1 rRNA gene is annotated in these 300 nt (G+C 49.0%); it reads right to left on the bottom strand.

From position 1 onward, the window contains the following. Positions 1–94, bottom strand: a 23S ribosomal RNA gene (locus tag LC417_RS22340); the annotation flags it as partial. Between the last annotated feature and the right edge of the window lie 206 nt (positions 95–300).

Below are 300 nucleotides of genomic sequence, written 5' to 3'. Positions count from 1 at the left end.
TCATATCACCTTACCGTCGCTTTACGCAGATTAGCACGTCCTTCATCGCCTCTGACTGCCTGGGCATCCACCGTGTACGCTTAGTCGCTTAACCTCACAACCCACAGGCGTTTTTCAACGCTGCGTGCTGCAAGCATTTGAGAGACTCGAACGCATCGCCTTGTCATTCCTTAATTACGGAGGAATGACGCGCTGCGTCGTTTCAATTTTCAGCTTGTTCCGGATTGTTAAAGAGCATAATACGTCGCAGCACACCGTCGCCGGTATGCTCTGAGGTATTTCAGAAAAAAACAGATAAAC

Origin of the sequence: Pantoea sp. OVA07A (genome assembly GCF_019969975.1) — a bacterium.
Taxonomy (GTDB): domain Bacteria; phylum Pseudomonadota; class Gammaproteobacteria; order Enterobacterales; family Enterobacteriaceae; genus Pantoea; species Pantoea agglomerans.
Note: the sequence above shows the minus strand (reverse complement) of the source record. Positions and strands in the feature narration are given on the sequence as shown.